The 21853-nt window shown below is 68.0% G+C and carries 20 protein-coding genes and 1 tRNA gene; 13 read left to right on the top strand and 8 right to left on the bottom strand.

All coding sequences use genetic code 11. The features are described from left to right. Positions 1-1917: TPM domain-containing protein (locus tag ACNPNP_RS06565; protein WP_448965258.1), on the bottom strand; the 1917-nt coding region annotated here is incomplete at its 3' end. Between the two features lie 136 nt (positions 1918-2053). Between ACNPNP_RS06565 and ACNPNP_RS06570 the strand changes: the two genes are divergently transcribed. From ACNPNP_RS06570 to ACNPNP_RS06585, 4 genes are all read left to right on the top strand, one after another. Next, positions 2054-2896 (top strand): DUF3097 domain-containing protein, encoded by an 843-nt coding sequence (locus ACNPNP_RS06570; protein ID WP_448965259.1) that lies wholly within the window; start codon positions 2054-2056, stop codon positions 2894-2896. A 28-nt stretch (positions 2897-2924) separates the two neighbouring features. Further along, on the top strand, positions 2925-3650 hold the full coding sequence (trmB, locus tag ACNPNP_RS06575) for a tRNA (guanosine(46)-N7)-methyltransferase TrmB (protein ID WP_448965260.1): 726 nt from the start codon (positions 2925-2927) through the stop codon (positions 3648-3650). Further along, entirely contained in the window at positions 3647-4474 is an 828-nt protein-coding gene (locus ACNPNP_RS06580; RefSeq protein ID WP_448965261.1) for a CPBP family glutamic-type intramembrane protease, read from the top strand. The genes trmB and ACNPNP_RS06580 overlap by 4 nt, the downstream gene beginning before the upstream one ends. Positions 4475-4546: 72 nt before the next feature. After that, complete coding sequence (locus ACNPNP_RS06585; RefSeq protein WP_448965262.1) at positions 4547-4891, top strand: DUF1304 domain-containing protein; 345 nt, start codon at positions 4547-4549, stop codon at positions 4889-4891. A gap of 6 nt (positions 4892-4897) precedes the next feature. Here the strand turns inward: ACNPNP_RS06585 and ACNPNP_RS06590 are convergent, their stop codons facing one another. From ACNPNP_RS06590 to ACNPNP_RS06605, 4 genes are all read right to left on the bottom strand, one after another. Beyond that, positions 4898-5518 carry a GyrI-like domain-containing protein gene (locus ACNPNP_RS06590; RefSeq protein ID WP_448965263.1) on the bottom strand — a complete coding sequence of 207 codons (621 nt, stop codon included), beginning with the start codon at positions 5516-5518 and terminating at the stop codon, positions 4898-4900. 104 nt (positions 5519-5622) lie between these two features. Next, entirely contained in the window at positions 5623-7047 is a 1425-nt protein-coding gene (gene thrC / locus ACNPNP_RS06595) for a threonine synthase (protein WP_448965264.1), read from the bottom strand. A gap of 178 nt (positions 7048-7225) precedes the next feature. Next, positions 7226-7298: transfer RNA gene (locus ACNPNP_RS06600), tRNA-Arg, on the bottom strand. Positions 7299-7314: 16 nt separating this feature from the next. Beyond that, positions 7315-8115 (bottom strand): SGNH/GDSL hydrolase family protein, encoded by an 801-nt coding sequence (locus tag ACNPNP_RS06605; RefSeq protein ID WP_448965265.1) that lies wholly within the window; start codon positions 8113-8115, stop codon positions 7315-7317. A 71-nt stretch (positions 8116-8186) separates the two neighbouring features. Between ACNPNP_RS06605 and argS the strand changes: the two genes are divergently transcribed. Beyond that, positions 8187-9851, top strand: coding sequence for an arginine--tRNA ligase (gene argS, locus ACNPNP_RS06610; RefSeq protein ID WP_448965266.1), 1665 nt, complete (start codon positions 8187-8189; stop codon positions 9849-9851). A 31-nt stretch (positions 9852-9882) separates the two neighbouring features. Next, complete coding sequence (locus ACNPNP_RS06615; protein ID WP_448965267.1) at positions 9883-10719, top strand: LmeA family phospholipid-binding protein; 837 nt, start codon at positions 9883-9885, stop codon at positions 10717-10719. Here ACNPNP_RS06615 and ACNPNP_RS06620 read toward each other — a convergent pair. Continuing rightward, positions 10716-11768, bottom strand: a complete 1053-nt coding sequence (locus tag ACNPNP_RS06620; RefSeq protein ID WP_448965268.1) for a YhjD/YihY/BrkB family envelope integrity protein — start codon at positions 11766-11768, stop codon at positions 10716-10718. The two genes, ACNPNP_RS06615 and ACNPNP_RS06620, sit on opposite strands and share 4 nt — an antisense overlap. 138 nt (positions 11769-11906) lie before the next feature. Between ACNPNP_RS06620 and lysA the strand changes: the two genes are divergently transcribed. The 6 genes from lysA (at position 11907) to ACNPNP_RS06650 (ending at position 19340) form a co-directional block, all read left to right on the top strand. Beyond that, complete coding sequence (gene lysA / locus ACNPNP_RS06625; protein WP_448966136.1) at positions 11907-13316, top strand: diaminopimelate decarboxylase; 1410 nt, start codon at positions 11907-11909, stop codon at positions 13314-13316. Next, positions 13313-14647, top strand: coding sequence for a homoserine dehydrogenase (locus tag ACNPNP_RS06630; RefSeq protein ID WP_448965269.1), 1335 nt, complete (start codon positions 13313-13315; stop codon positions 14645-14647). The genes lysA and ACNPNP_RS06630 overlap by 4 nt, the downstream gene beginning before the upstream one ends. Beyond that, positions 14647-15579 carry a homoserine kinase gene (thrB, locus tag ACNPNP_RS06635; protein ID WP_448965270.1) on the top strand — a complete coding sequence of 311 codons (933 nt, stop codon included), beginning with the start codon at positions 14647-14649 and terminating at the stop codon, positions 15577-15579. The genes ACNPNP_RS06630 and thrB overlap by 1 nt, the downstream gene beginning before the upstream one ends. 168 nt (positions 15580-15747) lie before the next feature. Then, the gene (gene rho / locus ACNPNP_RS06640) at positions 15748-17805 is read left to right on the top strand and encodes a transcription termination factor Rho (RefSeq protein ID WP_448965271.1); all 2058 of its coding nucleotides are present in this window, start codon (positions 15748-15750) and stop codon (positions 17803-17805) included. Positions 17806-17829: 24 nt separating this feature from the next. Beyond that, complete coding sequence (prfA, locus tag ACNPNP_RS06645) at positions 17830-18909, top strand: peptide chain release factor 1 (RefSeq protein ID WP_448965272.1); 1080 nt, start codon at positions 17830-17832, stop codon at positions 18907-18909. A 29-nt stretch (positions 18910-18938) separates the two neighbouring features. Beyond that, a complete protein-coding gene (locus ACNPNP_RS06650) occupies positions 18939-19340 on the top strand; it encodes a hypothetical protein (protein WP_448965273.1) in 402 nt (133 codons plus the stop codon). Between the two features lie 13 nt (positions 19341-19353). On the opposite strand, the gene epsC is transcribed toward ACNPNP_RS06650, so the two are convergent. Next, positions 19354-19926: a serine O-acetyltransferase EpsC gene (epsC, locus tag ACNPNP_RS06655; protein WP_448965274.1), complete on the bottom strand. Its 573-nt coding sequence runs from the start codon at positions 19924-19926 to the stop codon at positions 19354-19356. 6 nt (positions 19927-19932) lie between these two features. Beyond that, on the bottom strand, positions 19933-20871 hold the full coding sequence (cysK, locus tag ACNPNP_RS06660; RefSeq protein ID WP_448965275.1) for a cysteine synthase A: 939 nt from the start codon (positions 20869-20871) through the stop codon (positions 19933-19935). A 107-nt stretch (positions 20872-20978) separates the two neighbouring features. Between cysK and prmC the strand changes: the two genes are divergently transcribed. Further along, the gene (prmC, locus tag ACNPNP_RS06665; RefSeq protein ID WP_448965276.1) at positions 20979-21839 is read left to right on the top strand and encodes a peptide chain release factor N(5)-glutamine methyltransferase; all 861 of its coding nucleotides are present in this window, start codon (positions 20979-20981) and stop codon (positions 21837-21839) included. Positions 21840-21853 lie beyond the last annotated feature (14 nt).

Consider the following 21853-nt stretch of genomic DNA (forward strand, 5'->3'; position numbering starts at 1 on the left):
GCCGCCGCCGCGGCTCGAGCCGGCGCCGCTGAGCAGGCCGCCGAGGATGCCGCCGAGGATGTCGCCGCCCAGGCCGCTGCTGCCGCCGCCGCCCCAGCCGCTGCTCGCGCCGCCACTCCATCCGCCGCCGCCCCAGCCGCCGTTGTTGAACGAGGAGACCTCGCTCTGGGCGTACGAGATGGCTTCGGCGGCGAGGCTCGCAGCGCGGGTGGCGCGTTCGGTGGCGAGGGCAGGACCCGTCGCCTGCGCTGCGACGGCTTCTGCATACGCCGCGTTCGCTTCCGCAAGACGGGTACGGGCCGTCGCACCGATCGCACCGCGACGGGTCGTGATGAAGTCGGTGGCGGCAGATATCTGCGCCTGGGCCTGGGCGAGCTTCTGCTGCAGCATGCGCTGCGTGCGTTGTGCGAGCGCAGAGGCCTCACGAGCCTGGCCGAGCGCCGCGTCGATCTGCGTGTTCGCCGCGTCGAGCGTCTCGAGCACCTGCTGAGGATTGCGCTGCGCGGTCTGAAGGCTCGTGTGCGCGCTGTCGATGTTGGTCCGTGTGCGGGCGATGAGAGGCGCCAGTTGCGTCTGGGCCTCGGGCATCGCGGCTGCGGCGGCGAGGTCCGCCTCGAGGTCTGCGATGAGCGCGCGTGCCTGCTCTTCCACTGTCGACAGGTTCGCGCCGAGGTTCGTCACAGCCGCGACGAGCTCCTCGCTCTGCTGAACAGCCGCCTCCGCGGTGCGGATGGCGAAGGCAGCCTCACCGTTCTTGCCGGCGGCGATGAGCTGGGCCGCCTCTGCCATCTCGGAGTCGGCGAGCGACAGCCTCTGCTGCGCCTGGGCCGGGTTCTCGGCGACGGTCGACAGGGCTGCCGCGTCGTACTCCTGCGACAGTGCGGCCAGAGCGGCCGGCGCCGTGGTGAGGGCCTGCTGGGCCGCCGCGCGGCGTGCAGTGAGACGTTCGAGCGCCTGCGGCGCTTCGGCCTCGAGCTTTCGCAGCTGTTCGAAGGCTTCGACGTTCTCGTCGAGCAGGTCGTCCGCCGCGTCGCACAGCTGGATGATCTGGATGTGCCAGGCCCGACGCTGCTCCGCCGTGTCCGGCACCTCATCATCGATCTTCTGCTTGAGGGCGAAGGCCTCGGAGACCTTCGCGTGTGCGGCTTCGACCACCTGCGTGAATGCGGCCGTCGAGTCCTCGCCGTACTGCGCGACCGCGAAGCCGACCTCCTGACGGCTCGACGTGATGGCATCGTCAGCCTGCACGAGGGCGCTGCCGGCCTGGGTAGCGAGGTCGTCGTCGCTCACCGAGGCGAAGGGATCGTTCGGATCGGGCACGGCCGGACGGGCTGCATCCTTCGTCTTCCTGCGCGAGCGCACGATCATCACGATCACGATGACGATGATCGCCACCACGACGAGTGCGATGAGGATGCCGATGAATCCGCCGGCGTCGCCGCCCTGGCCCTGCCCTGGGAAGGCGTCAGCGGCCGCGATGATCGCGCCGTCCCAGTCGCCCGCGCGCAGACCGTTCTCCATGGCCTGCACGACCGCATCGATCTGACTGTCGTCCAACGGCCCGCCGGCATCGGCCGAGATCGCATACTGTCCTGCGTCGATCGCCACGGCGATCAGATACTGATCGGGGCCGAGTCCGTTGTCGGCGGCCACTCGGTCGGTCCACGCCACGCTGTCTTCGGGGTCTGTGAACTCATCGACGAACACGACGTACAGATCGCCGCCGTTCGCCGCGGCCAGGTCTCCGAGACGCGCGTTGGCTGCATCGAGCTCGCCGGAGCTGAGCACACCGGCCTCATCCGTCACGAACTCGGAGCTCAACGTCACAGGAGGCGTCGCGACAGCCGAGGATGCCACCCAACCCGAAGCGAACATCGCCACGATCAACCCCAGCACGACCGTCATACGAGTCCGCATTGTGCTCCCTCCGAGGCGGCTCAGAGCCCCCGTGCGCATCGAGTCTATTCACTACCGGCGACCGACGATAGCGACTCTAGGGAAAGAGTCTGTGTCGCCGCCGGGAAGCGCTGAGCAGGCACATACGCTGGAAGGCATGGACGACAGGTACGGCTCGGATGTGCTCGCAAGTGGATGGCGGAACCGCGGCGCCAAGCCCGTTCCGACCGTCGCCGCCGAACACGACCTGGTCGTCGAGGTCGCGGACGACGGATTCTGCGGAGCAGTGACGCGTGTGCAGTCGGGGCATGTCGAGCTCGAGGACCGCGTGGGCCGCAAACGACTGTTCCCTCTCGGTGGCGGTTTCCTGATCGACGGAGAGCCCGTGCGCCTCGCGCCGCCGGCCGCGGCGAAGCAGACGATGAAGCGCACGGCATCCGGCTCATTCGCCGTCGCCGACCAACGCGCTCGTGTGGCGCTGCCCAGCCGCATCCTCGTCGAGGGCAAGCACGACGCGGAGCTCGTGGAGAAGGTGTGGGGCGCCGACCTGCGAGTCGAGGGCGTGGCCGTCGAGTTCCTTCAGGGCGTCGACAAGCTCGACGATCTGCTCGCCCAGGAACCCCCGAGTGCAACGCGCCGCTACGGCGTGCTGGTGGACCATCTCGTTCCCGGATCGAAGGAGTCGCGCATCGCCGACGCGATCCTGCGAGGCCCGCACGGCCGTCATCTGAAGATCGTCGGCCACCCGTTCATCGACGTGTGGCAGTGCGTCACGCCGAAGACCCTCGGCATCTCCCGCTGGCCCGAGATCCCGCGCGGAACGGACTGGAAGACGGGGATCTGCCGCGCGTTCGGGTGGCCGCACGAGACGCAGGGCGACACGGGCCGTGCCTGGCAGCACATATTGAGCAAGGTCCACACCTACCGCGACCTCGAACCGGCTCTGCTGGGTCGTGTGGAGGAGCTGATCGACTTCGTCACCGAGCCTGCCGGGCGCTGAACGCATACCCGCCGGTTAAGATCGAGGCATGCCCGAAACCCCCGTCTTCCGTGAAGAACCGGTCTCGTTCGTACGCCGGAGCGGGCGGATGTCGGATGCACAGGACCGCGCCTTCGAAGAACTCGCTCCGCGATACCTGCTGGATGTGCCGCGCGGGATCGCCTCCACGAGCGTCCACGCCGACGCACGCATGGATCCTGCGATCGAATACGGCCGGGATGCACGCCTGTTCGTCGAGATCGGATCGGGTCAGGGACACGCGATCATCTCGGCTGCCACCTCAAGACCGGACGACGACTTCCTCGCCATCGAGGTCTTCCGTGCGGGCCTGGCCCGCACGATGCTCGATGCCGACAAGGCGGGAGTGCGGAACCTTCGACTCGTCGAGGCCAATGCGCCCGAAGTGCTCGCGTCGTACGTGCCGGAAGGGGCGGTGTCCGAGGTCTGGATCTTCTTCCCCGACCCCTGGCACAAGAAGCGTCACACCAAGCGTCGGCTGGTGCGCCAGGGCTTCGGTGACGCCGCAGCGCGCGCACTGGCGGACGGTGGTCTGCTGCGACTCGCGACCGACTGGGAGGACTACGCGTTGCAGATGCGCGAGGTGCTGGATGCCGAACCGCTGTTCGAGCGCGCGTTCGAGGGGGACTGGGCGGATCGCTTCGACGGACGGGTCATGACGGCTTTCGAGCGCAAGGGGATCGCCAAGGGCCGCGACATCCGCGACCTCGTGTACCGGCGCAAGACGCGCGCATGACGCCCGCCTCGGCCGCGGCGTTGTCAAAGCTCGCCCCCGCCCTCCTGGTGTGCCTCGCGGCACCGGCGTTCTTCGTCATCCAGTGGCCGTGGCTGGGGTGGCTGCTGCTCGCGGCCGGTGTCGGTGGAGCCTGGCTGATCGAGCGGGGCGCCGCGACGGCATCCGGCCCCTCGCTCACCCGGGATCTCTCGCTGATCGCGTTCGGCCTGCTGATCGTCAGCGTGATTCCGCTGGCCGCTGAACTCGACAACATGGCGATGCTGCGATTCACACTCGCTCTGGGCGGTGCGGTGGCCGTGCCTTACGTGATCTCGCGGTTCGTGTATCGCGACAGGGCGATCGGCTTCCCGTGGCGCACGCACCGCCGGTGGGGGCGCCTGCAGTGGGGCTGGCTCGTGGCAGTGCTCGTGCTCGGTTGGCTGATCCTGCCGTTCTACTTCATCACGAGCGGCGTGTATCTGAACTGGCCGGTCGTCGACACCCCGGAACTGATCGCCAGACTCTTCGTCGGCGTGGGCGCGGTGGGCATCTGGGACGAGCTGTTCTTCATCTGCACGGTGTTCGCACTGCTGCGCCGCCATTTCCCCGATGCGCTCGCGAACGTGCTGCAGATGATCGTCTTCGTGTCATTCCTGTGGGAGCTCGGCTATCGAGAGTGGGGACCTCTGCTGACCATCCCGTTCGCGCTGCTGCAGGGGTACATCTTCCTCAAGACGCACTCGCTGGCGTACGTGGTGACCGTCCACCTGCTGTTCGACGCGGTGGTCTTCGCGGTGCTCGTGCACGCGCATAATCCGGGTCTGCTGCCGATCTTCCTCATCTGAGGCGACGGGGTGGGAGAATCAGCCCATGCTCATCCTCGGTCTGGTCCTCGCGGGGGGGCCGCCGCCTTCCACGTGTTCATCTTCGCGCTCGAGTCGCTGCGCTGGACGGAGCCCGAGACGAGAAAGATCTTCGGCGTGGCCAGTGAAGCGGATGCCGAGACCACCAAGCCGCTGGCATTCAACCAGGGCTTCTACAACCTGTTCCTCGCGCTCGCGACGCTGCTGGGCATCGCGCTCCTGCTCTCGGGCCTGACGACGATCGGTCTCACCCTCGTGTTCGCGGGCACCGGGATGATGCTCGCGGCTGCGCTCGTGCTGGTGCTGTCCAATCCGAAGATGGCGAAGTCTGCCGCGATGCAGGGTGGGCTGCCGCTGCTGGCGATCGTCGTCACCGCGATCGCCGTCGCCGTGAACTGATCGGTCTCAGGCGGCGGCGACCGGCTGACGGAGGATCGTGCGACGTCTGGCCGGATCGCCCTTGCGCGGATCGCTGAAGTAGATCTCGTGGTGCTTGCCGGTCATCCGCAGACCGTTCTGCGGGATGAACACGTCGTGCATCTCGGCGAGCAGCGGAGCCTCGTCGTCGAACGCCCCGACGTGCAGCGTCTGCACGCATGGTCCCTCGACATATGAGCCGAAGCGCACGTCATGAACCCGGGTTTCCGGGTTCTTCGCGGCGGCGGTGGCGACGGCATCCGCGAACAACTCGTGATCGATCCACTCTGGCTGCATGATCATCAGCGTCCAGTCCCACTGCGATTTGTCGCGAGCGGCGGTGAACGCCGCATGGTCGTCCGCCCACCACAGCCCCTCGAGCGGCATGACCGTGTAGTCGCGGTCGAGCTCGCGCTTGCTGATGAACTTCAGCGCGTAGGCGAGCGGGTAGAGCGCTTCGACGGCCGTAGTGAACTCAGGGGCGGTGTTCGGGTCGCCGTGCCCGTCGATCATGAGGTACTTCAGCTCTGGCACGTCGATGATGTCGAATCGGCCCTTGCGAGCGCGGTACGCGTCGATCGTCCTCTTGAAGTCGGTCTTGTCGCCCATGCTCCGAGAATAGGGCTCTCGAATCGCGCTCCTGACCGGTCGAAAGGACGAAAACGCATGCTCCGAGCGCGCGGAAGATGCGTTTTCCTCCTTCCGGCTGAGGGTCAGCGCAGGGCGCGCTCGCTGATGTAGGCGCGCAGCTGCTGCTCGTCGTGCGGCATCTCGGTCACGCGCGGCGGAGCATCGAGCATCGCCTGAGTGGCAGCATCGGGTGCGACTGTGGTTCCGAGCGCCTCGATGATGAAGTCTGCGAACTTGGCGGGCTTGGCGGTCTCGAGAACGAGCATCGGGATGCCGGCTTCGACGTGAGCTCCGGCCACCTTGGCACCGTCGGCGGTGTGCGGGTCGAGGACCACACCGCTGTTCGCCGAGAACTCACGGATCGTCGCGATGCGGTCTTCGTGCGTGCTCGTGCCGCTGACGATCCCGAACTCCGACTCGAACCTGTTCAGCTCGCCGGAGAGGTCGATCTCATCGCGCTCCTCGAGCTCGTGCCAGGCCGCGGCAGTGCGCTCGGGGTCGCGACCGAGAAGGTCGAAGACGAACCGCTCGAGGTTCGAGGCGCGCGAGACGTCCATGGAGGGGCTCGAAGTCGCCAGGGTGTTCTCGGCGTTGCGCGGCCGGTAGTGACCGGTGCGGAAGAACTCGTCGAGCACGTTGTTCTCGTTCGACGCGAGCACCAGTCTGCGGATCGGCACGCCCATGCTCTTCGCGTAATGGCCGGAGAGGATGTTGCCGAAGTTGCCCGATGGCACCGCGAAGGAAACCTCGAACTGCGCCCGCTCGCTGTCGGCCACCGCGTCGGTGACGCGCAGCCATGCCCATACGTAATAGGCGATCTGCGCCGAGATGCGCCCGAAGTTGATGGAGTTGACGGCGCCGAGGCTGTGGGCGCGCTTGAAGTCGAGGTCGGTCGCCAGGCGCTTGACGAGGTTCTGGCAATCATCGAAGACGCCCTCGACGGCGATGTTGTGCACGTTCTCGTCCTGCAGCGAGTACATCTGTGCACGCTGGAATGCGCTCATCCGGCCCTGCGGGGAGAGCATGAAGATCGAGACGCGGTCACGGCCGCGGAGGGCGTGCTCTGCGGCGGAGCCGGTGTCGCCCGAGGTCGCGCCGAGCACGTTCAGCACCCTGTCGTTCTTCTCCAGCACGTACTCCAGCGCCTCGCCGAGGAACTGCATCGCCATGTCCTTGAAGGCCAGCGTGGGGCCTTCGGAGAGACCGACGAGTGTCATGCCCTCGCCGATCTGGCTCAGGGGGACGATCTCGTCGGCGGCGAACTTCCCGTCGCCGTACGCCGCAGCAGTGAGGCGGGCGAGGTCCTCGCGCGGGATGTCTGTGGCGAACAGGCCGATGATCTCCGTGGCGAGTTCTGGATAACTCAGCGGGCGCAGTCGCTCGAGGTCGTCCGCGCTGAGGTGAGGCAGCGTCTCTGGGACGGCGAGACCGCCATTGGGGGCGAGCCCCTCGAGGAGGACGTCGCTGAACTGTCCGAGTGTGCCGCCGCGCGTGGAGATGTACTGCAAGTCTCGAACCTCGATTGTGCTGGTGATGGGTGTCGGAACGTCGGTTCCATCGTAGAGCGTGAGCTCGAGGACATTACGCCCGTGGACGGCGACCGACACGCAGCAGGGAAGACGAAAGGGCCCCCTGAGAACAGGCGCCCCTACTTCGTATCGACGGATTCTGCGGATGAACCCTTTGTGCCCCCGACAGGAGTCGAACCTGCGACCTACGGTACCGGAAACCGGCGCTCTATCCACTGAGCTACGGAGGCGTACCGATCGACAATATCACTGCTCGGGTGAGGTCTCCGCCTCGCCGGCCTCGGTCACCGGAGCGGCTACGAGTTCGGCCAGCGCCGCGGCGACCTTCTCGGCGAGGTAACGGTGACCGTCAGTGGACGGATGCCGGTTGCCGAGGTCGACATCGATCACATCGAAGTAGTTCTGATCGTTGATCCATTCCTCCTGCACGGGGGAGATGTACCACCAGCCCCGTCCGCCGGCCAGTGCCGCGAGATCGTGATCGATGCGCGCCGTCGCGTCGCCCACAGGCAGCTGATGCGGCGCAGGGCCGAGCACGACGATCGTGGCGTCGGGATACATCGCGGCCAGCGCATCCCACGCCGCCGCCACGGCTTCGCGATACCCCGCGACACCAGAGGCCCGATCATTGATGGACCCCTGGATGAGCACGAGGTCGGGATCGAGCGCCGGATCGAGCGAGGCGATCCGCTCCCCGAACGTGGGACCGTCGACGCCCGGCTTCAGATATCCGCTTCCTCGGACCCCGTCCACCGTCGTGTCGCCGTCGAGCAGGTCCGACAGCAGGTAGGCGTACCCGAGCGTGGGATCGCTGGCAGCTGAGCCGTAGGTCCACGAGTCTCCGAAGACCAGAACACTCGGATGCTCGGGCAGTGCGAGCGGTGCGGGAGCCACGCTGACGACCTCCTCTGAGGCGACGATCGCCGACTCCGCGGGCGCAGGAACCCACGGTCGCCACACACCGAGGACGACCGCTGTGACGGCGGCCGCGAGCGCGACGAACAGCACCGTCGTGCGGGCGCCCCGCCGTATCCTCCCCGAAGCCATGGCAAGAGGGTAAGCGACGACGGCTCGAACGGAAAATTCCGGGTTGCGACGCGCCGTAGACTTGACGGGATATGAACCCCGACACTCTCGCCGAAGCCCTCCTCGCCGTCGTCTCGCCGATCGCCGCGTCCCTGCGACCCGACGAGGCGCTGGGTCTCGATGTCGCCGACATCGCGCTGGAGCGCCCCCGCAACCGCGACCACGGCGACTGGGCGTCCAACATCGCGATGCGGCTCGCGAAGAAGCTCGGGACGAACCCACGCGAGCTCGCCCAGCGCATCGCCGATGAGATCGTCGCGGTCGACGGTGTGAAGAGCGCAGAGGTCGCCGGTCCGGGATTCATCAACTTCCGACTGGATGCCGCCGCCGCGGGCGTTCTCGCCAAGACGATCGTCGATGCGGGTGCCGCGTACGGCACGAACGACTCGCAGGCCGGCGTCAGCGTCAACGTCGAGTTCGTGTCGGCGAATCCCACGGGGCCGCTGCACATCGCCCACACTCGGTGGGCGGCTCTCGGCGACTCGATCGTCCGCCTGCTGCTCGCGAGCGGCGCGAACGCGATCCGCGAGTACTACATCAACGATGCCGGCGCGCAGATGCAGCGCTTCGCGAGCTCGATCATCGCTGCGGCGAAGGGCGAGCCGACCCCCGAGGACGGGTACCCGGGCCAGTACATCGCCGCGCTCGCCACGCGCGTGGTCGAGGCGCGCTCCGATCTGCTCGAACTGCCCGATGCCGAGCAGCTCACCGTCGCCGAGGACCTCGCCTACGAGTTCCAACTGGCCGAGATCAAGAGCTCCCTCGAGCGCTTCAACGTGCCCTTCGACGTCTGGTTCTCCGAGCGCACGCTCCATGCGAAGGATGCCGCCGGCACCAGCCTCATCGATCAGGCGGTGGACCGCCTCCGAGAGCAGGGCCACGTGTTCGACGAGGATGGCGCCGTCTGGGTCCGCACGACCGACTTCGGCGACGACAAGGACCGTGTGATCCGCCGCTCCAACGGCGAGTACACGTACTTCGCCGCCGATGCCGCGTACTACCTCAACAAGGGCGACCGCGGTTTCGAGAACAAGATCTACCTGCTGGGCGCTGATCACCACGGCTACGTGCACCGCCTCAAGGCGATCGCGGGGGCCGCAGGCCAGGACCCGCAGAAGAACGTCGAGGTCCTGATCGGGCAGATGGTGTCGATCAACGGTGCGCGGCTGTCGAAGCGCGCGGGCAACATCATCGAGATGGACGACCTGCTCGAGTGGCTCGGCACCGACGCTCTGCGGTACTCGTTGGAGCGCTCTCCTGCGGACTCGCCGCTCGATCTCGACCCGGAGCTGTTGCAGAAGCGCACGAACGACAACCCCGTCTTCTACGTGCAGTACGCGCACGCCCGTACGCACAACGTCGGTCGCAACGCCGCCGACTCCGGCGTCGATCGCTCGGAGTTCGCGCCTGAGACGCTGACGCATGAGACGGAGTCCGCGCTCCTCGGCGCGCTGCAGGAGTTCCCCCGCATCGTCGCCTTCTCCGCGCAGGTTCGCGAACCGCATCGCGTGGCCCGCTACCTCGAGGAGCTCGCCGGTCTTTACCACCGCTGGTACGACAACTGCCGTGTCACGCCGCTGAGCGATGCTCCTATCGAGAGTGTGCACCGCACGCGCCTGTGGCTCAACGACGCCACCGGGCAGGTGCTGCGAAACGGACTGGGCCTGCTCGGCGTGTCCGCCCCCGAACGCATGTGACGCGCGTCGCCGCAGCAGGCAGGATGGTGCCATGAGTGATGACAATCCCACGCGGCCCTATCCGGATCACTCCACGGAGCATCCGACACTGGCCCTCCCGAGAGATGCCGCCTCTGAGACTCCGAAGCGTAGAGGCGCTCGCTGGCCGTGGGTCCTTCTCGTGGTCGTGGTCGTGCTCGCCGTGCTCGTCATCGCCGCGGAGTTCATCGCCCGCGCGGTCCTTCCCGGCATCGTGCGGGGGATCGTCATCGAGCAGCTCGAACTCCCGGCCGACCAGCAGCTCGACGTCGACGCATCCGGCATCCTCCTGCCGCAGCTGATCGGCGGTCGGCTCGACGAGCTGCACCTCACCACTGACTCCGTCACGATCGGCGGTGTGACCGGTGCCGCCGACGTCACAGCAACGGGGATCCCGTTGCGCGGTGGAGACCTCACCGACGCGCGGGGCACCGTGCGACTCGACGGCGAACAGTTCACCCCTCTCATCGCGGCATCCGAGCTGCCGATCGACTCGGTCGTGTTCGCGGAGCCCGACGTCACGGTGTCGGGCAACCTCGCCGTGTTCGGCATCTCCCTGCCGCTCGCACTGACGGTCACCCCCGGTGCAGAATCCGGCGAGCTGCTGCTCACTCCGGTCTCGCTGCAGGTCGCGGGGACCACACTGGATGCCCAGCAGATCGCGGACCGGTTCGGATCGTTCGCCGAACAGTTGACGCAGACGCAGCGCATCTGCATCGCCGATCAGCTTCCGGCTGGACTCACCATGACCGGCCTCGCCGTGGAGGGAGACGAGGTCGTCGTGGACGTCCAGGTCGACGGCGCGATCGTGACGGACGGGGCGTTGCAGGAGAACGGCGTCTGCCCCTAGGCGCCTCGTTCCGCGGCCTCAGCCTTCTCAGCGGCGCGGAGAGCATCGGTCGCGATGCGCACGTCCTGCTGGGCACGCCTCACCCGCCGCTGTGCGAATGTGCGGGCGCCCTCGGTGGCCGAGACGCGATCATGCTCCTCCTCGGCTCCCGTCACGATGTACGCGCACGCGATCAGCATGACCTGCGCGCTGAGGTTCAGCCAGATCAGCAGCGCCAGCAGCGACGCGAACGACGCGAGCAGCGGGTTCGAGGTGGCACCGCCGACGAACAGGCTCGACAGCTCCTGGAGCACGAGAAGCCCCAGGCCGCCGAGCAGCGCGCCGGGCCAGATGACCCTGGCCGAGACCCGCTGGCCCGACAGCATCCGGAACACGCCGTAGATGAGCAGCGCGTCCAGCGCGAAGACGACGAGAAGCGACACGATCCTGATTCCCCAGACCGAGGCCACGGCATCCGACGGCATTCCGAGGAGATCGCTCACGAAGCCGAGACCGATGCGGGCGACGAATGTCACCGCCGCTGCGACGAGGAAAGACAGCCCGATGCCGATCGCGAGAGCGAGATTGCGCAGCACGACCCAGAGCCAGAACACGTCGTCGAGGACCGCTCCCGCGATCGTGCGCACCGCCGTGCGCAGGGATCCGATCGCGCCGAGCGCCGCGCCGATCAGCGCGACGAGCGAGATGATCCCGGCGACCGACAGCCCGCCCACCGCATCGATGGCCGAAGGGTCTTTCACGACGCCGCCTTCGCCGACGAGACCGGGGATCGCCGAGTCGATCGCCGCGATGATCGCATCCCACGCCTCGTCGTTGCCCGCGAGCCAGATCGCGGCGATCGAGAATCCGAGCAGGAGCCCCGCGAAGACGCTGAACAGTGCGCGGTACGTGACGCTGTCGGCGAGCATCGGGCCGCGCCGCTCCGAGTAGAGCAGCGCGGCACGTGCGATCTTCCTCGCAAGTATCCATGCGGTCACGGTCCTGACCAGTCCGGCGATGCCGCCCGACTTCTTCTCGTGCACCGGGTCATCGGTTCGCGAAGTGCTCATGCCTTCACCGTAATGAATCGTGATCTGAGTCTGCGAGGGGCTTGCGCGTACGGGTGGCGCGTGGTCATTGCCTTAGAATCGGGGCAGCCTCGCATGGCGCGATCTTGCCCGAGGATCCCTCCCGACGATTGGTGTGTGGTGCATTCTTCTGCTGTCTCGCTCGCCCCCGAGTGGCTCGACGTGCCCGAAGACCCCAACGCGCTGGCACCGTCCGTCTGGCCCTCGTCCGCTCACCGCGACGACGATGATGTGCTCACGATCGCAGGGATGTCCGCCACCGCTCTCGCCGGAGCCCACGGCACGCCGCTGCTGGTTCTCGATGAGGACGAAGTGCGCGCTCGCGCTCGCGCCTTCCGCGACTCCTTCACGACCGCCGCGGCCGGCCACGAGACCTCGGCGCGTGTCTACTACGCGGGCAAGGCGTTCCTCTCGACCGCGATCGCGCGCTGGGTGACCGAGGAGGGTCTGGGCGTCGACGTGTGCTCCCGGGGCGAACTCGAGGTCGCACTCGCAGCCGGAGTGGATCCCGCGAACATGGGCTTCCACGGCAACAACAAGTCCGTGAACGAGATCGAGCGGGCCGTGCAGGTCGGCATCGGCACGATCATCGTCGACAGTGCGATCGAGATCGAGCGCATCGCGGCGGCGGCCGAGCGCGCCGACATCGTCCAGCGCGTGCTGGTCCGGGTCAACAGCGGCGTGCATGCGGAGACGCATGACTTCCTGGCGACGGCCCATGAGGATCAGAAGTTCGGCATGACGTTCGCGGATGCCGAGATCGCTGTCGCCCGCATCCGAGAACTGCCGGCACTGCAGTTCATCGGGCTGCACTGCCACATCGGCTCACAGATCTTCGGCGTCGCAGGCTTCCGGGAGTCCGCATCGCGTGTGCTCGAACTGCACCAGAAGCTGCTCGCGGGCGGAGACATCCCTCTGCTGAACCTCGGAGGGGGTTTCGGGATCGCCTACACGAGCGTGGACGACCCGACCCCGATCGAGCAGCTCGCCGCCCAGATCGTGACAGCGGTGGCCGACGGCTGCGCGTCGCGCGGCATCCCGATGCCGCAGCTCGCGTTCGAGCCCGGACGTGCGATCGTCGGCACAGCGGGTGTCACGCTCTACGAGGTCGGTACGACCAAGGACGTGCGTCTGGGATCCGGTGCGAGCCGCCTGTACGTCAGCGTAGACGGCGGCATGAGCGACAACCCGCGTGCAGCGCTCTACGGCGCGCAGTACTCCGCCCGTCTCGCGTCGCGCGCAGGCTCCGGTGAACCCGTTCTGACCCGTGTGGTCGGCATGCACTGCGAATCCGGCGACATCGTCGTCGACCACGAGTACCTCCCCGCCGACATCGCGCCGGGAGATCTGCTCGCCGTCCCGGCGACCGGCGCCTACTGCGCCCCGCTGTCGAGCAACTACAACCATGTCCCTCGCCCGCCCGTCGTCGCCGTCTCCGGCGGTCGCTCCCGCGTGATCGTGCGCGGCGAGAGCATCGACGATCTGCTGGCACGGGATGCGGGTATCCGCACGAATGAAGGAGCACGATGACCCATCCCCAGGTGAGCAGTTCGGCGCAGTACCGACGGCTGCGAGTGGCTTTGCTCGGCGCCGGTGCCGTCGGATCGCAGGTCGCGCGCATACTGCTGCAGCACGGCGAGGAGCTCGCCGATCGGTCAGGAGCAGCCCTTGAGCTCGCCGGTATCGCCGTGCGCGACGTCGACGCGAAGCGCGACGTCGATCTGCCCAAGGAACTGTTCACCACCGACGCGGAGAGCCTGATCGTCGGCAGCGACATCGTGATCGAGCTGATGGGCGGGATAGAGCCCGCTCGTCAGAACCTGCTGCTCGCCCTGAACTCCGGCGCCGATGTCGTCACGGCCAACAAGGCGCTGCTCGCGACCCACGGGCCCGAGCTGTTCGAGGCCGCCGATCAGGTCGGTGCCTCGGTCTACTACGAGGCCGCGGCCGCCGGAGCGATCCCCATCATCCGTCCGCTGCGGGATTCGCTCGCCGGTGACCGCGTCGTGCGCCTGATGGGCATCGTCAACGGGACCACGAACTACATCCTCGACCGCATGGACGGTGAGGGCGCCGACTTCGGTGAGGTGCTCGCCGATGCGCAGAGGCTTGGATACGCAGAGTCCGACCCCACAGCGGATGTCGAGGGCTACGACGCCGCGCAGAAGGCCGCGATCCTGGCATCCCTCGCCTTCCACACCGCTGTACCGCTGGATGCCGTGCACAGAGAGGGCATCACGCAGATCACGCCGTCGATGATCGAGGAGGCACGAGCCGCCGGGTTCGTCATCAAGCTGCTCGCCGTGTGCGAGCGTCTCGATGTCGACGGCGCGGAGTCGATCTCGGTACGGGTGTATCCGGCACTGGTCGCACGCACGCACCCGCTCGCCGCCGTGCACGGTGCGAACAACGCCGTGTTCGTCGAGGCCGAGGCCGCAGGTTCTCTGATGTTCTACGGCGCGGGCGCCGGCGGCGTGCAGACCGCCTCCGCTGTGCTCGGCGACGTCGTCTCCGCGGCCCGTCGGCACATCGCAGGGGGAGTGGGCGTGGGCGAATCGACGCGCGCGAACCTGCCGACCGTCCCGATCGGCAATGTGATCACGCGCTACCAGATCACGCTCGAGGTCGACGACCAGCCGGGTGTCCTCGCGGCGGTCGCAGGCATCCTGAGCGAAGGCGGAGTCTCCGTCGCGACGGTCGTCCAGACCGTCGAGGGCGAGGGCGAGGAGGACACGACCGCACGTCTCATCATCGGCACGCACAAGGCCACGGAGCGAGCGCTCAGCGACACCGTCGCGCAGCTGGCCGCGAGCACGGTCGTCGAACGCGTCGTGTCGGTGCTGCGCGTGGAAGGCGAGTGATGGTGGCTGAGGGGCGTTCCGTCACGGTGCGGGTCCCCGCCACGAGCGCCAACCTCGGTCCGGGATTCGACACGCTCGGGCTGGCGCTGAGCGTCTACGACGAGCTGACCGTCTCCGCTCTCGACGACGACCGCCTGGAGATCGACGTGACGGGATCGGGCGCCTCCGAGATATCGCGGGATGAGTCGAACCTGGTCGTCCGATCCATCGAGCACGTCTACAAAGACGCGGGGCGCGTGATGCCCGGTCTGCGGATCGAGGCTCGCAACGGCGTCCCGCACGGCCGCGGGCTCGGTTCCTCCGGCGCCGCAGTGACAGCGGGCGTGCTCGCCGCGAAAGGTCTGCTGGAGGGTGAGGTCGAGTTCACGGACATCGACCTGCTGCGCCTGGCCACCGAGCTCGAGGGACACCCGGACAACGTCGCACCTGCGTTGTTCGGCGGTCTGACGATCGCGTGGACGGGGGAGCGCGGCCCGCAGCACAAGAAGCTTCTCGTGCACCGCGGCGTCGCACCTCTCGTGCTCGTTCCCGAGCGCACGATGTCGACCGTCCTGGCTCGATCGCTGCAGCCGCCGCAGGTGTCGCGTGAGGATGCCGTCTTCAACGTGTCCCGCTCGGCACTGCTCATCGCCGCGCTCACGCAGAGCCCGGAGCTCCTTCTCGATGCGACGGCGGATCGTCTGCATCAGGACTACCGCGCGGAGGCGATGCCCGAGACGCACGCCCTGGTGCAGACCCTGCGGAAAGCGGGGTTCGCCGCGGTCGTGTCGGGTGCGGGACCGAGCGTCCTGGTCCTCGCCGACGGACCCGGCAGGCGACTCGAGGCGGCCGATCTCGCGGCATCCGCCGTCGACACCCCGTGGGAGGCGCTCATGCTGGCCGTCGACGTGCGTGGTGGTACAGTAAGGGATCGAGCGGAGGGCTCCACGTAATTTCGTGAATCTGGCCCCCATCGCAATTCTGCGAGATCCGCACGCAACCGCCAGAACTTCTTTCCTGGTCCTGGCCGGCAGGTGCCGAGCATCTGCCCGTGCGATCGCGCGCAGCACCCGTTGTGCGCGAGACATGCTCGTTTTCCCATGACATATGAGGGAGTACTCGTGGAGAATTTCTCCGAGACCCAGAACGACCAGGCATCGACCGCCACAGAGGCGACCGCTGCCGCACCAGAGGCTGCAACCGCTGCCTCCGAGACCACCGCACCTGTGAAGGCACCGGCGCGCAAGCGTGCGCCGCGACGGGCGACCACCGCAACCGCGGCCGCCAAGGCGGAGGCCGCCCAGGCCGCTGAGGCAGCGCCTGCCGCTGAGACAGCGCCTGCCGCCGAGGCAGCGCCCGCCGCCGACGCGCCTGCAGAGGCTGCCGCGCCGAAGGCGAAGGCTCCGCGCCGCAGCCGCGCGAAGAAGGCGGACGCCGCGCCCGCCGCCGACGCACCCGCAGAGGCGGAGGGCACCGCTGCACAGCAGGCCGACTCCGGCACCGCGCCCGCCGAGTCCGCGTCGGCCGAGAATGCGGCTGCAGACGCTGCGCCCGCAGAGCCTGCGCCGAAGACCTCGGGCCGCGGCCGCCGCGGCGCCAAGAAGACAGAACCCGCGCCAGACACTGCCGCAGCCGACGGCGCCTCCGACAGCTCGGCTGCCGAGAAGCCCGCGGATGCCGCGTCGGACGAGAAGACGGCGGGCAAGGGCACCGAATCCGGGCAGGCCGAGAACAAGCAGTCGCAGAACAGGCAGCAGGCCGCGAAGCCGGACTCCGGCGACAGCAACGGCGGCGAGTCCAGCGACGGCGAAGAGGGCACCGGCCGTGGCCGTGGCCGCAACCGCAGCCGCAACCGCGGTCGTGGCAGCAGTCAGGATGCACCGCAGCAGCAGAACGGCGGCGCGTCTTCCGATGATGAGAACGGCAACGGCCGCGGGCGTCAGCGCAACAAGCGCCGCGGCGGCACCACCTCGGACGAGTTCGAGACCGAGATCGGCGAGGACGACGTCCTCATCCCGATCGCCGGCATCCTCGATGTGCTCGACAACTACGCCTTCGTGCGCACCACCGGCTACCTCGCCGGTGCCAGCGACGTCTACGTCTCGCTCGGCCAGGTCAAGAAGTACAACCTGCGCAAGGGCGACGCGATCGTCGGCGCCATCAAGCAGCCCCGCGAGAACGAGCAGCAGGGCCGCCAGAAGTACAACGCCCTGGTGAAGGTCGACTCGGTCAACGGCCTGTCGGTCGAAGATGCGGCCACGCGCGTCGAGTTCGGCAAGCTCACGCCGCTGTACCCCCAGGAGCGCCTGCGCCTGGAGACGGCCCCCGAGAAGCTCACGCAGCGCATCATCGACCTGATCGCACCGATCGGCAAGGGCCAGCGCGGCCTGATCGTCGCTCCGCCGAAGGCCGGCAAGACGATCGTGCTGCAGCAGATCGCCAACGCCATCGCCCAGAACAACCCCGAGGTCCACCTCATGGTCGTCCTGGTCGACGAGCGCCCCGAAGAGGTCACCGACATGGAGCGCACAGTGAAGGGCGAGGTCATCGCCTCGACCTTCGACCGCCCGGCCGAAGACCACACGACCGTCGCCGAACTCGCGATCGAGCGCGCCAAGCGCCTCGTCGAGCTGGGGCGCGACGTCGTCGTGCTGCTCGACTCGATCACCCGTCTCGGCCGCGCGTACAACATCTCCGCGCCGGCATCCGGTCGCGTGCTCACCGGCGGCGTCGACGCCTCGGCGCTCTACCCGCCCAAGCGCTTCTTCGGCGCTGCACGCAACATCGAGAACGGGGGATCGCTCACGATCCTCGCGACCGCGCTCGTCGAGACCGGATCCAAGATGGACGAGGTGATCTTCGAGGAGTTCAAGGGCACAGGCAACAGCGAGCTGCGTCTGTCCCGTCAGCTCGCAGACAAGCGCATCTTCCCCGCCGTCGACGTCAACGCGTCGAGCACACGCCGCGAGGAGATGCTCCTGTCGGCCGACGAGGTCAAGATCACTTGGAAGCTGCGCCGCGCCCTCGCCGGGCTCGACCAGCAGCAGGCTCTCGAGGTCGTCCTCGGCAAGCTCAAGGAGACGAACTCGAACGTGGAGTTCCTCGTGCAGATGCAGAAGTCGATGCCGGCACCCGCCGCGGGTGGCTCCAGCCACAGCCACGAGAACAACATCCGCTGATCCGACGCTGACCGGAGCATAGGCGTGTTCGAATCCGTCCAGGCCCTCATCGACGAACACCGCCGGGTGCAGGAGGAGCTCTCCGACCCGGCGGTGCACGCCGACGCGGCGCGTGCGAAACGTGTCAATCGTCGCTACGCCGAGCTCAGCCGGATCGTCGCGGCCTACGACGCGTGGACGGGGGCGGCCGAGGATCTCGACGCCGCTCGCGAGCTCGCCAAGGAGGACGACGCCTTCGCCGAGGAGGTGCCGGGCCTGGAAGAAGGGCTCGCGCACGCGCAGGAGCGACTGCGTCGGCTGCTGATCCCTCGCGATCCCGACGATGCCCGTGACGTGATCATGGAGATCAAGGCGGGGGAGGGCGGCGCAGAGTCCGCGCTGTTCGCCGCGGATCTGCTGCGGATGTACATGCAGTACGCCGCGCACAAGGGCTGGAAGACAGAGCTTCTCGACCGCAACGAGTCCGACCTCGGCGGCTACAAGGACGTCCAGATCGCGATCAAGGGCTCCTCGACCGACCCTGCACAGGGCGTCTGGGCGCATCTGAAGTACGAGGGCGGCGTGCACCGCGTGCAGCGGGTCCCCGCGACCGAGTCGCAGGGACGCATCCACACCTCCACCACGGGTGTGCTGGTCTTTCCCGAGGTCGATGAGCCCGACGAGGTCGAGATCAGTCAGAACGACCTCAAGATCGACGTGTACCGCTCATCGGGCCCCGGCGGGCAGTCGGTGAACACCACCGACTCCGCCGTGCGCATCACGCACCTGCCCACCGGCATCGTGGTCTCGATGCAGAACGAGAAGTCGCAGCTTCAGAACCGTGAGGCAGGCATGCGCGTGCTGCGCGCACGCATCCTCGCCAAGCGGCAGGAAGAACTGGATGCCGCGGCATCCGACGCGCGCAAGTCGCAGATCCGCGGAATGGATCGATCCGAGCGGATCCGCACGTACAACTTCCCGGAGAACCGCATCGCGGACCACCGCACCGGTTTCAAGGCGTACAACCTCGATCAGGTGATGGACGGCGCTCTCGACCCCATCATCGAGTCGGCGATCTCCGCCGACGAAGAGGCGCGGCTCGCCGCCGTCGGCCAGGACACCTGATCGCGCGACCCGAGCGCTAGGATCGGGGCGTGATCACGCTCCTGTTCCGCACGCTCACTTATCTCGTCTCGGCGGGGATCGGGCTCATCGTCGCCGATCTCGTGCTGCCCGGCTTCCAGATCCAATGGGACAAGTGGTGGGGCTTCGTCATCTGCATCGTCATCTTCGCGGTCCTGCAGAGCGTGCTGAGCCCCTGGATCGCCAAGCTCGCGGATCGCTACGCCCCCGTACTCATGGGAGGCATCGGCATCTTCTCGACCCTCGTGGCGCTGATCGTCGTCGTGCTGCTGCCGATCGGCGGACTGCGCATCGTCGACGTCACCGGCTGGTTGCTCGGCTCGGTCATCGTGTGGCTGGTCTCGGCGCTCGGCACAGTGCTGCTGCCGCTGATCTTCCTCAAGCGCCAGGTGAAGGAGCGCCGCAGGCGCTGATCGGCCGCTCTGCTCAGATCGAGTAGTCGGACACGACGCGCAGGTCGGAGAAGTCGTCGTGAGTGCTGCGACGACGGGCCTTGGCGGGTACGCCGACGAGGATGCTGTCGCTCGGGGCATCCTTCGTGACGACGGCGTTCGCACCGACGACGGTGTTCGCACCGACCGTGATCGGTCCGAGGATCTTCGCGCCGGCTCCGACGACCACGCCGTCAGCGAGTGTCGGGTGCCGCTTTCCGGTCGCGTCACGGGTACGGCCGCCCAGCGTGACCCCGTGGTAGAGCATCACGTCGTCGCCGAGCTCCGCCGTCTCGCCGATCACCACGCCCATGCCGTGGTCGACGAAGAATCGCCGCCCGATCCTGGCTCCCGGATGGATCTCGATGCCGGTGAGCCAGCGCGATATCTGCGAACCTGCGCGCGCGAGCAGCCGCAGGTCGCGCTGCCAGAGCCGGTGCCACACCCGGTGCCACCAGATCGCGTGCAGCCCGGGGTACAGCAGCACCAGCTCGAGTCCGCTCCGTGCGGCAGGGTCGCGGAGGCGCGCAGCTGCGACGTCCTCGCGCATTCGCCCGATCATGCCCATTGCAGGTCAGCTCTCGCGCAGATCCTCGAACAGCGCAGTGGAGATGTAGCGCTCACCCGTGTCGGGAATGATGACGACGATGGTCTTCCCGGCGTTCTCCGGACGCGATGCGACCTGAAGCGCCGCGGAGACGGCGGCTCCGGAGGACATCCCCACCAGCAGGCCCTCCTTGGCGGCGAGCTCACGGGCGAGACGCAGCGACTCGTCGAACTCCACCGCGATGACCTCGTCGAGGACGTCGCGATCGAGCACGTCGGGAACGAAGTTCGGCCCGATGCCCTGGATCTTGTGAGGCCCGGGGTGCCCCTCCGTGAGCACGGGGGAGTCCTTCGGCTCGACGGCGATGACCTGCACGTCCGGCTTGACGGCCTTCAGCGCCTGTCCGGTGCCGGTGACGGTACCACCCGTGCCGACGCCGGCGACGAAGATGTCGATGTCTCCGTCGGTGTCGCGGAGGATCTCCTGCGCGGTCGTCTCGCGGTGGATCTGCGGGTTCGCGGCGTTCTCGAACTGCTTGATCCACACGGCGCCCGGTGTCTCGGCCACGATCTTCTTGGTCTCCTCGATCGCGCCGCTCATGCCCTTGGTCGGGTCGGTGAGCACGATCTCGGCGCCGAAGGCCTTGAGCAGCACGCGGCGCTCCTTCGACATGGACGCGGGCATCGTGAGGATGACCTTGTAGCCGCGCGCCGCTCCGACCATCGCGAGCGCGATGCCGGTGTTGCCGCTGGTCGACTCCACGATCGTGCCGCCGGGCTTCAGCTCGCCCGAGGCCTCGGCCGCGTTGATCATCGCGATGCCGATGCGGTCCTTCACGCTGGAGGCGGGGTTGTAGTACTCGAGCTTCGCCAGAACGGTGGCCCCGACGCCCTCGGTGACCCGGTTCAGCCGAACCAGCGGCGTGTTGCCGAATGCGGTCGTGATGTCGGAATGGATGCCGGACATGAGGAGGCCTTTCGTTCGCGGAACGTTGCACCCGCCAGCCTATTCGAGCAGATGCATCGTCGGCGCATTGTGTCGGGCGGCGCCGCAGTGCCCCGTACGCTGAGAGGATGGCCGAAGTGACCCTTGCTGCCGTCGTCCGTGCCGCTGCAGAGCGTCTCGCCGCGGCCGGTGTACCCGATCCGCTCGTGGATGCCGAACTGCTGGCCGCTCACGTCAGCGGCATGCGCAGGGGAGAGGTGCAGGCGGCGATCGTGCGCGGCGACCGCATCGGCGAGGACGACGTCGACGCGCTCGATGCACTCGTGGTCCGTCGTGCATCGCGCGAGCCGTTGCAGCATCTGACGGGGCTCGCGCCCTTCCGCCACCTCGAACTCGCCGGCGGCCCCGGCGTGTTCGTGCCGCGGCCGGAGACCGAGACCGTGGCGCAGTTCGCGATCGACGCGCTCTCCCACGCTCCTGATCCCGAGCCGATCGCAGTGGATCTGTGCACGGGGAGCGGCGCGATAGCCCTGGCTATGGCCACCGAGGTGCCGCACTCCAGGGTCTTCGCGGTCGAGCTGTCACCCGAGGCGTACGAGTGGGCCGCCCGGAACACCGCGTCGGCGGCGAACCTCACGCTCGTGCAGGGCGATCTCGCCGATTCGCTCGTGGAGCTCGACGGCACGGCATCCGTCGTGATCTCGAATCCGCCGTATGTGCCGGATGACGCGATCCCCAGGGATCCGGAGGTGCGGCTGTTCGATCCGGCGATGGCGTTGTACGGCGGGCCGGACGGCCTCGACATCGTGCGCGTGCTGAGCCGCAGAGCGCTGGCGCTCCTGCGCCAGGGCGGGATGCTCGTGATCGAGCACGGGGAGCTCCAGGGCGAGGCGATCCGCGCTCTGCTGACCGCGGACGGTTGGCGCGTCCCGCGCACCCATCCCGATCTCACGCACCGCGACAGGGCGACCACGGCGCTGCGCCCCTGACGCCCGCAGGCGGC

It is taken from the genome of Microbacterium xerophyticum (genome assembly GCF_053543555.1).

Bases quoted from the DNA above. Each gene is read 5' to 3' on its own strand.
- ACNPNP_RS06570 (WP_448965259.1), top strand. From the start codon at position 2,054: ATGGACGACAGGTACGGCTCGGATGTGCTCGCAAGTGGATGGCGGAAC.
- trmB (WP_448965260.1), top strand. From the start codon at position 2,925: ATGCCCGAAACCCCCGTCTTCCGTGAAGAACCGGTCTCGTTCGTACGC.
- ACNPNP_RS06580 (WP_448965261.1), top strand. From the start codon at position 3,647: ATGACGCCCGCCTCGGCCGCGGCGTTGTCAAAGCTCGCCCCCGCCCTC.
- ACNPNP_RS06590 (WP_448965263.1), bottom strand. From the start codon at position 5,518: ATGGGCGACAAGACCGACTTCAAGAGGACGATCGACGCGTACCGCGCT.
- ACNPNP_RS06605 (WP_448965265.1), bottom strand. From the start codon at position 8,115: ATGGCTTCGGGGAGGATACGGCGGGGCGCCCGCACGACGGTGCTGTTC.
- argS (WP_448965266.1), top strand. From the start codon at position 8,187: ATGAACCCCGACACTCTCGCCGAAGCCCTCCTCGCCGTCGTCTCGCCG.
- ACNPNP_RS06615 (WP_448965267.1), top strand. From the start codon at position 9,883: ATGAGTGATGACAATCCCACGCGGCCCTATCCGGATCACTCCACGGAG.
- ACNPNP_RS06620 (WP_448965268.1), bottom strand. From the start codon at position 11,768: ATGAGCACTTCGCGAACCGATGACCCGGTGCACGAGAAGAAGTCGGGC.
- ACNPNP_RS06630 (WP_448965269.1), top strand. From the start codon at position 13,313: ATGACCCATCCCCAGGTGAGCAGTTCGGCGCAGTACCGACGGCTGCGA.
- thrB (WP_448965270.1), top strand. From the start codon at position 14,647: ATGGTGGCTGAGGGGCGTTCCGTCACGGTGCGGGTCCCCGCCACGAGC.
- epsC (WP_448965274.1), bottom strand. From the start codon at position 19,926: ATGGGCATGATCGGGCGAATGCGCGAGGACGTCGCAGCTGCGCGCCTC.
- cysK (WP_448965275.1), bottom strand. From the start codon at position 20,871: ATGTCCGGCATCCATTCCGACATCACGACCGCATTCGGCAACACGCCG.
- prmC (WP_448965276.1), top strand. From the start codon at position 20,979: ATGGCCGAAGTGACCCTTGCTGCCGTCGTCCGTGCCGCTGCAGAGCGT.